This window comes from Xanthomonas chitinilytica, assembly GCF_026107455.2.
Classification (GTDB): Bacteria; Pseudomonadota; Gammaproteobacteria; order Xanthomonadales; family Xanthomonadaceae; genus Stenotrophomonas; species Stenotrophomonas chitinilytica.
On the sequence record NZ_JAPCHY010000022.1, the window covers coordinates 19884 to 27911 of the forward strand.

The 8028-nt window shown below is 67.0% G+C and carries 5 protein-coding genes and 1 pseudogene; 1 reads left to right on the top strand and 5 read right to left on the bottom strand.

Annotated elements, in window-relative coordinates; genetic code table 11:
* Window positions 1-49: 49 nt before the first annotated feature.
* From OK345_RS17390 to aceB, 4 genes are all read right to left on the bottom strand, one after another.
* Window positions 50-2554, bottom strand: a complete 2505-nt coding sequence (locus OK345_RS17390) for a putative peptide modification system cyclase (protein WP_265129271.1) — start codon at window positions 2552-2554, stop codon at window positions 50-52.
* A gap of 20 nt (window positions 2555-2574) precedes the next feature.
* On the bottom strand, window positions 2575-3621 hold the full coding sequence (locus OK345_RS17395) for a GGDEF domain-containing protein (RefSeq protein ID WP_265129272.1): 1047 nt from the start codon (window positions 3619-3621) through the stop codon (window positions 2575-2577).
* Between the two features lie 180 nt (window positions 3622-3801).
* Window positions 3802-5094 (bottom strand): isocitrate lyase, encoded by a 1293-nt coding sequence (gene aceA / locus OK345_RS17400; RefSeq protein ID WP_265129273.1) that lies wholly within the window; start codon window positions 5092-5094, stop codon window positions 3802-3804.
* A gap of 117 nt (window positions 5095-5211) precedes the next feature.
* A complete protein-coding gene (gene aceB, locus OK345_RS17405; protein WP_265129274.1) occupies window positions 5212-6837 on the bottom strand; it encodes a malate synthase A in 1626 nt (541 codons plus the stop codon).
* 108 nt (window positions 6838-6945) lie between these two features.
* Between aceB and OK345_RS17410 the strand changes: the two genes are divergently transcribed.
* Window positions 6946-7914, top strand: a complete 969-nt coding sequence (locus OK345_RS17410; protein ID WP_265129275.1) for a LysR family transcriptional regulator — start codon at window positions 6946-6948, stop codon at window positions 7912-7914.
* Here the strand turns inward: OK345_RS17410 and OK345_RS17415 are convergent.
* Window positions 7911-8028, bottom strand: a pseudogene (locus OK345_RS17415) (integrase core domain-containing protein); the annotation flags it as partial. The gene OK345_RS17410 and the pseudogene OK345_RS17415 overlap by 4 nt on opposite strands.

Here is an 8028-nt window from a genome sequence, read left to right on the forward strand (position 1 = left end):
CGATCCATCTCCCACATGAGTCCCCGGCAAAGCCGGGCCTCATGTGGGGCTATCGGGAGGCAACGGCTACCGCTTCGGGCGTTCTGCTGTCGGCTACGTTGAGCACCTGCAATACCTGCGAAGCGGCCACTTCGGCAAATGCCCGCCCACGATGCTCGCGCAGCCACCGGCGCTGCTCGTCTGCCTCGCGCTGCCGTCCTGCAGCCAGCAACGCGTCATGCAACACAACCCGCGCCTGTACCGGCTCGCTTCCATCTAGCAGCGGCTGCAACTTTTCGATCGCTGCATCCGGGTCGCCTTCATGCAACAGCTGGCGTGCCTGCACCGTTTCCAGCCATGCATCAAGCACGGGATTTTCCAGCGCCTTGATTGACGATGCGTGCCGGGCCAGAAGCATCCCGGCCCAATCCCCGGTACCCGAACGCTGTGCCAGGTAGACCAAGGTCAGCAGGCGGTAGTAGTGGTCGCGCAAATTGGGATCGTCCGGCTTGATCACCGCTTCCATCTGCTTGCCCAACGCGTCGAAGTCACGCTTGCCGATCCGCTCGGGATCCTTCAACACCCTTACCGTCATATCGAGCAACGCAAAATGGTTGCGATAGTCGGCGGGAAACGCCTGCGCCGCCTTGGTCAGCTGCTGCGCGATCTCCAGTGCGCGCTCCAGCTCTCCCCGCTCCAACGCCAGCAGCAACTGCCCCCGCATCACGGTCAACCGCCCCACCGGTTCACGCTGGCCCAGCGCCTCCTGCAGCAGTACTTCGGCCTGATCAAGACGCCCCATCGCAATCAATACGTCGGCGCGGGCATCGTTGATCTTATTGCCAGACAGCTTCTCCGCAGCCAGCATCATGTCCAGCGCCTCCTGTTGACGCCCTTGGGCCAGGAAGATGCGGCCGAGATGCATCATCGGGAAGACCCTCAACGGATCCTGAGGTACCGCGGCCGCCTCGGCATAAGGAGCCGCAGCGTCGAAGCGGTTATCCATCATCAGGTACCACGATGCGTTGGAAGGCCCGGCAAAGAAATCCGGATAGAGCTTGGCGAGCGCGATCCAGTGCTCGGTGGGCCAACCACGCGGAGCCAGCTCCTCACTCCAGGCATCCAGATACAAGCGCTCGCGCGGCGGCAGGGAATCACGCAGGGCGAGCGCCTTGGTAACGTGCACCAGCGCCTCCTGCCGGGAATTCAGGCGTGCCAGCAACCTGCCCAGTCCAACGTGGGCCAGCGCGAATTTGGGATCGCTTTCCAATGCCGCTTGATACAGCCGGCGAGCTTCCTCGTAGTCCCGCCGGCCCATCGCCTTTTCGGCCAATGCGAATGCGCGCAGCGCGTCCAAATTGCTGGTAGCTACCTTGGGCAGGGGCTGGGTTGCCGCAATCGACGCCATTGCTTCGCCCAGCCGGCCGCGCAGTTTTCCCGTAACGGCATCGATCGACGCCAGCACCGCCGTGGTGTCCTTGCCGGGTGCGGAAACCGATTCGGAATACACCGTTGCCCCGCTATGAGGATCAACCACTTCCACGCTGACCCGTACGCTTCCATTGACCGTCGCAACGGTAGGCAGGATGAGGGCGCGCGCGCCATCGCGCAGTGCGATCTGCATTCCTGTTTCCCGATCGATCTGCACATCGGGAGCAATCTGTATCAGTGACCGGGTCTCCTGGATCTTCAGGTCGCTCAGCAAATTGACATGGCGCGACTGCTCCAGGCTGATGCGAAACGCCTGCTCCAGGGAATCGTCCAGCAATGCATCGCCGGTAAGATTCCGCACATTGCCCATCAGCACCCAGTCGCGCTCGGCGAAGGCGATGGCCGGCTCCGGGCGGGTGATGAACCAGACGCCGATGCCGATCACCGCCAGCAGCGCCACCTCGGCCACCAGCGCGGCCGGGCGCCGCCACAGCGGCAGGTCGCGCCAGGCCTTGGGCGAGCTGCGCGGACCGCGCAGCGGGGTGATGCCGATCTCGCCGGCTTCGTAGATTTCCTGGGAGGTCGGCACGCCCTTGAAACGCCAGCGGCCGTGCGATTTCCACAGCAGGCGTTCGCTGCGCTCGCCCAGTTCGCGCGCGGCGCGCCGGGTCAGCGATTCGGCGACCGCCGACAGCAGGATCTGCCCAGGCCGGGCCAGCGCCATCAGCCGTGCCGCCATCGGCTTGGCCAGGCCTTCGACTTCCATCGGCTTGGCGCCGACCTGCACCGCCTCGGCACTGTTGTGCCAGGTCAGCACTTCGCCGACATGCATGCCGGCGCGCGCCTTCAGGACGATGTTGCGCTCGCGCCCCAGCTCCTGCAGCCCGCGCATGTAGTCCATCGCGAACGCCAGGCCGTTGATCGGGCGTTCGAACAGCAGCAGCAGGCCGTCGGAACGGTCGATCAGCCGGCCTTTCCATTGCTGCTGCAATTGCAGCACCAGGCGGTCGTGCTGCTGGAACAGTTCGGCGGCAGCGGCGTCGCCCAGCTTCTCCACCAGCGCCACCGAATCGCACAGGTCGGTCAGCAGCAGCGTTCGCAACTGCGGTGCCGACGGCGCCGTCTCCTGGGCGTGTTCGCGCATGGCCGGCTCCGCCAACATGATCAATCGCCTCCCGCCTTGGCGACCGACCACTGCAGCCGGTTGCCGCCCAGGCGCTTGGCTTCGTACAGGGCGCTGTCGGCCTGCGCGTACCAGTCGCTCCAGTCCTTCACCGGATCGAGCAGGCAGGCGCCGAGGCTGACCGGACAGATGCGCGGCACCGGTTGCGTGCGCTCCATCAGGCCCTGTACCGCATGGAGGATGAATTCCCCCACGTGGCCCAGCGCTTCGGCGTCGGTGTCGCGTACCAGCAGGCAGAATTCGTCGCCGCCCAGGCGGCAGGCGAGGCCGCCGGGCTGGACCACCGAACGCAGGATGTTGGCCACGGCCTGCAGCACGCGGTCGCCCACCAGATGGCCATGCTCGTCGTTGACGCGCTTGAAGCGGTCGCAATCGATCAGCAGCAGCCCCTGCGGCAGCGTCCGTCCCGGGCTGCGGCACTCCTGCAGGTACAGGGTCAGCCCGCGCCGGTTGTGCAGACCGGTCAGTTCGTCGGTGCGCACCAGTTCTTCGGTGTGATTCAACTGGTGGGTGGTGGTGTAGAGGTTGTCGAGCGCGGTTTCCAGGTCGTGGTTGCGGCGGCGCAGCTGCCGGATCAGCACCTGCTCGTTGGAGACCACGCGCATGATGGTGCGACGCAGGAAATAGGCGACCAGGCCCGGGTCGTGGTCCACCAGCCGCTGGAAATCGGCGTGGTCCAGTTCCAGCAGCACCGTGTCGGTGGAGGCGTGGGCGTCGGCGCCGCGGCGATGGTCGCCGATCAGCAGTCCCAGCTCGCCGAAGAATTCGCTCGGTCCCAGGTACTTGACCACCAGGTCCTCGCCGAAATCCAGGTCGACGATGCCACTGACGATGACGAACATGGAACTGCCCGACTCGCCGCGGCGGAACAGGGTCTCGCCGGCGGCGACCCGGCGCTGGCGGCCGAACGCGGAAAACAGGGCGAATTCGCCGGCCGACAACACGGCGTGCACGATCTCGGCCATCGCCGTGGCGGCAACGGTCTGATCGTGCTCTTTGGCCATGATTGCAGCACTGTTGCCGGTCATCCCTTGCCCCACTGCCCCCGTCGCCCGCCCGGGCTAGCGTGAGAGCATATCACCGGAGTAAACCGTGCGGTACGTCCCATTTCAAGCCCGGATTTCACCGGTTTCGGCTCCCTGAATAGCCGGCGGGCGGCCCGAAGGCCGCCCGCTTCGACAGTACGCCAAAGTACTGTCCCTCCCCGATCAGGCGGCCCTTTCGCCGTGGAACTGCTCTTCCTCGGTGGAGCCGGTCAGTGCCGTGGTCGAGGACTGGCCCTGCTGGATCGCCTGGGTCACCGCATCGAAGTAGCCGGTGCCGACCTCGCGCTGGTGCTTGACCGCGGTGAAGCCCTTGTCGGCGGCGGCGAACTCGGCCTCCTGCAGCTCGACGAAGGCACTCATCTGGCGGCGGGCGTAGCCGTGGGCCAGGTTGAACATCGAGTAGTTCAGGGCGTGGAAGCCGGCCAGGGTGATGAACTGGAACTTGTAGCCGTAGGAGGCGATTTCCTTCTGGAACTTGGCGATGGTGGCGTCGTCCAGGTTCTTCTTCCAGTTGAAGCTCGGCGAGCAGTTGTAGGCCAGCAGCTTGCCGGGGTATTTGGCGTGGATGGCCTCGGCGAACTTGCGCGCGAACTCCAGGTCCGGCTTGCCGGTCTCGCACCACACCAGGTCGGCGTAGGGCGCGTAGGCCAGGCCGCGGCTGATCGCCTGGTCCAGGCCGTTGCGGGTCTTGAAGAAGCCTTCGACGGTGCGCTCGCCGGTGGTGAACGGCTGGTCGTTGCCGTCGATGTCGCTGGTCAGCAGGTCGGCAGCCTCGGCGTCGGTACGCGCCACCAGCAGGGTCGGCACGCCCAGCACGTCGGCAGCCAGGCGCGCGGCGTTCAACTTCTCGATCGCCTCGCGGGTCGGCACCAGCACCTTGCCGCCCATGTGCCCGCACTTCTTCACCGCGGCCAGCTGGTCCTCGAAATGCACGCCGGCGGCGCCGGCCTCGATCATCGCCTTCATCAGCTCGAAGGCGTTGAGCACGCCGCCGAAGCCGGCCTCGGCATCGGCCACGATCGGCTGCAGGAAGTCGATCTCGTCCTTGCCCTCGGCGTGGTGCAGCTGGTCGGCGCGCAGCAGGGTGTTGTTGATGCGCTTGACCACCGCCGGCACCGAGTCGGCCGGGTACAGCGACTGGTCCGGATACATCTGCCCGGCCAGGTTGGCATCGGCCGCCACCTGCCAGCCGCTCAGGTAGATGGCGTTGAGGCCGGCCTTGACCTGCTGCATGGCCTGGTTGCCGGTCAGCGCGCCCAGCGCGTTGACGAAATCCTTCTCGTGCAGGTACTTCCACAGCTTCTCCGCGCCCAGCCGTGCCAGCGAGTGCTCGACATGGACGGTGCCGCGCAGGCGCACGACGTCGGCGGCGGTGTAGTTGCGGGTCACGCCCTTCCAGCGCGGGTTGGTGTCCCAGTCGTGCTGGATCTGTTCGGCGGTCGGCAGCTTGCTCATGGGGGTTCTCCTGGTGGGTCGGATCGGCGAAGGGTTTCTGTAGGAGCGACGTGAGTCGCGATGGGCTTTCCCGGCAAGGCCTGTCGCGACTCACGTCGCTCCTACAGGGGAACGGGGTCAGTCGATCTGCCGGTAGGCGGGCAGGGTCAGGAACTCGGCCAGTTCGTCGGCGCGGCTCAGTTCGTCGAGCAGGGCGATGGCCTGGTCGATGCGGTGTCCGCCCGGCAGCGCGCTGCGCTCGCCCAGCCGCGCCGGCAGGCTGCGCAGGGTGCTGTCCAGCAGCGCGGAGTCGATGGCGGTGCCGTCGTCCAGGTGCAGGCCGCCCACGTGCAGCCACTGCCAGATCTGGCTGCGGCTGATCTCGGCGGTGGCCGCGTCCTCCATCAGGTTGTGGATCGGCACGCAGCCGTTGCCGTCCAGCCAGGCGGCCATGTAGCGCACGCAGACCTCGACGTTGTTCTCGAAGCCGGCGCGGGTGATGGTGCCCACCGGCGCGGCGACCAGGTCGTCGCGGGTGACGTGCACGTCGCGGCGCAGCACCTGGTGCTGGTTCGGGGTGGGCATGTGCTCGTCGAAGATCGCCCTGGCCACCGGGATCAGCGCCGGATGCGCCACCCAGGTGCCGTCGTGGCCGGCGGTCACTTCGCGCAGCTTGTCCGCGCGCACCCGCGCCATCGCCTGTTCGTTGGCGGCGGCGTCGTTGTTGATCGGGATCTGCGCGGCCATGCCGCCCATCGCGTGCGCGCCGCGGCGGTGGCAGGTGCGGATCAGCAGCTCCGAATAGGCCTTCAGGAACGGCTGGGTCATCGTCACCTGGCCGCGCTCGGGCAGCACCTTGTCGGCGTGGCGGCGGAAGGTCTTGAGGTAGGAAAAGATGTAGTCCCAGCGGCCGCAGTTCAGCCCGACGATGCGGTCGCGCAGCACGTACAGGATCTCGTCCATCTCGAACACCGCCGGCAGCGTCTCGATCAGCACCGTGACCTTGATCTGCCCATGCGGCAGGCCCAGCATGCCCTCGATGTGCGACAGCGCCGCCTCCCACAGCGCGGCCTCTTCCATGCTCTGCAGCTTGGGCAGGTAGAAGTACGGGCCGCGCTCCTTGCACATCAGCGCGCGGGCGTTGTGGAAGGCGAACAGCGCCGCGTCGAACAGGCCGCCGGCCATCGGCTGGCCGTCGATCAGCACGTGCTTCTCGTCCAGGTGCCAGCCGCGCGGACGCACGATCAGCACCGCCTGCTCCTGGTACGGACGCAGCGCGTAGTGCTTGCCGTTGGGGGCGGTGTACTCCAGGTCGCCGCGCACCGCGCCGATCAGCGCCTGCTGGCCGGCCAGCAGGTTGCGCCAGGTCGGCGAAGTGGAATCCTCGAAGTCGGCCATGAACACCTTGGCCCCGGAGTTCAGCGCGTTGATGACCATCTTCGGGTCGGTCGGCCCGGTGATCTCGACCCGGCGGTCGGCCAGCGCGGCCGGCAGCGGCGCCACCGTCCAGTCGCCGTCGCGGATGGCGACGGTGTCGGCGCGGAAATCCGGCAGCCCGCCCTGGTCGAAGTACGCCTGCCGCAGGCGGCGCGCGGCCAGCCGGCTCTGCCGCTCCTTCTCCACCGAGCGGTGCAGCGACACCAGCAGCGCCAGCGCGCCGGCCGGCAGCAGCGCGGACTGGCCGGCGACCTGGGTGGTGAGGGCAATTCCCGGCGTGGGGTGGTCGACGACCTGGGAACGGGGCGCTGTAGCGACGGCGGACATGTTGGGCTCCTGCTGGGATCCGGGGGGACACCGTGCCGCCGCACAGGACTATTTAACAAAACAGTTTTTGCAATGTTGTTGATAAGTTGTGCTTATACTCGTCACGAAATGCCCACCAAGCCGCCGCCAAGTCCCCGTTTTCCCTACAAATCCGATCGCCTGAAGCCGTTGCGCGCGTTCTGCCAGACGGTCCGGCTGGGGTCGGTGTCGCGTGCGTCGGAAGCGCTTTTCGTCAGCCAGCCGGCGGTGAGCCTGCAGTTGCAGGCGCTGGAACGCGAGCTGGGGGTGGTGCTGTTCGAGCGCAGCGGGCGACGGCTGGTGCCCAGCCGCGAGGGCCAGCTGCTGTACGAGATGGCGCAGCCGCTGGTGGAAAGCATCGACGGGCTGGAAGCCAGCTTCCGCGACAAGGTTCGCGGCCTGGACGCGGGCGAGCTCAATATCGCCGCAAATTCGTCGACGATCCTCTATCTATTGCCGAAGATCGTCGAGAATTTCCGCCAGCGCCACCCCGACGTGCGGCTCACCCTGCACAACGCCATCAGCGCCGACGGCACCGACCTGCTGCGCAGCGACGCCGCCGACCTGGCGGTGGGGTCGATGATGGACGTGCCGGCCGACCTGTCCTACGCGCCGGTGTACCGCTTCGAACAGGTGCTGATCACCCCGCCCGACCACCCGCTGGCCGGCAAGAAGCAGCTCACGCTGGAAGACCTGTCGCCCTACCCGCTGATCCTGCCGCCGCGGCGCCAGATCACCTACCGGCTGGTCGACCTGGTGTTCCAGCAGCACCGCGTGCCCTACACCGTGGCGCTGGAGGTCGGCGGCTGGGAGGTGATCAAGCAGTACGTGGCGATGGGCATGGGCATCTCCATCGTCACCGCGCTGTGCCTGAACGAGGCCGACCGCGACAAGCTGGCCACCCGTTCGATGGGCGACTACTTCCCCTCGCGCAGCTACGGCGTGGTGGTGCGCAAGGGCAAATACCTGTCGCCGCAGGCGCGCGCCTTCGTCGAACTGATCCAGCCGGACCTGTTCGCCCCGCGCAGCTACGACGACACCGGGCAGTCGGAGCGCTAGGTGTGTAAACCCAGGACGTTGTTCAGCGGGAGCTGGAGGCGGCTGATGGGTGGCTGGTAGCCGAGGCTGGCATGAGGTCTGTGCCAGTTGTACTGGTGCAGCCAGCGCGGGAGT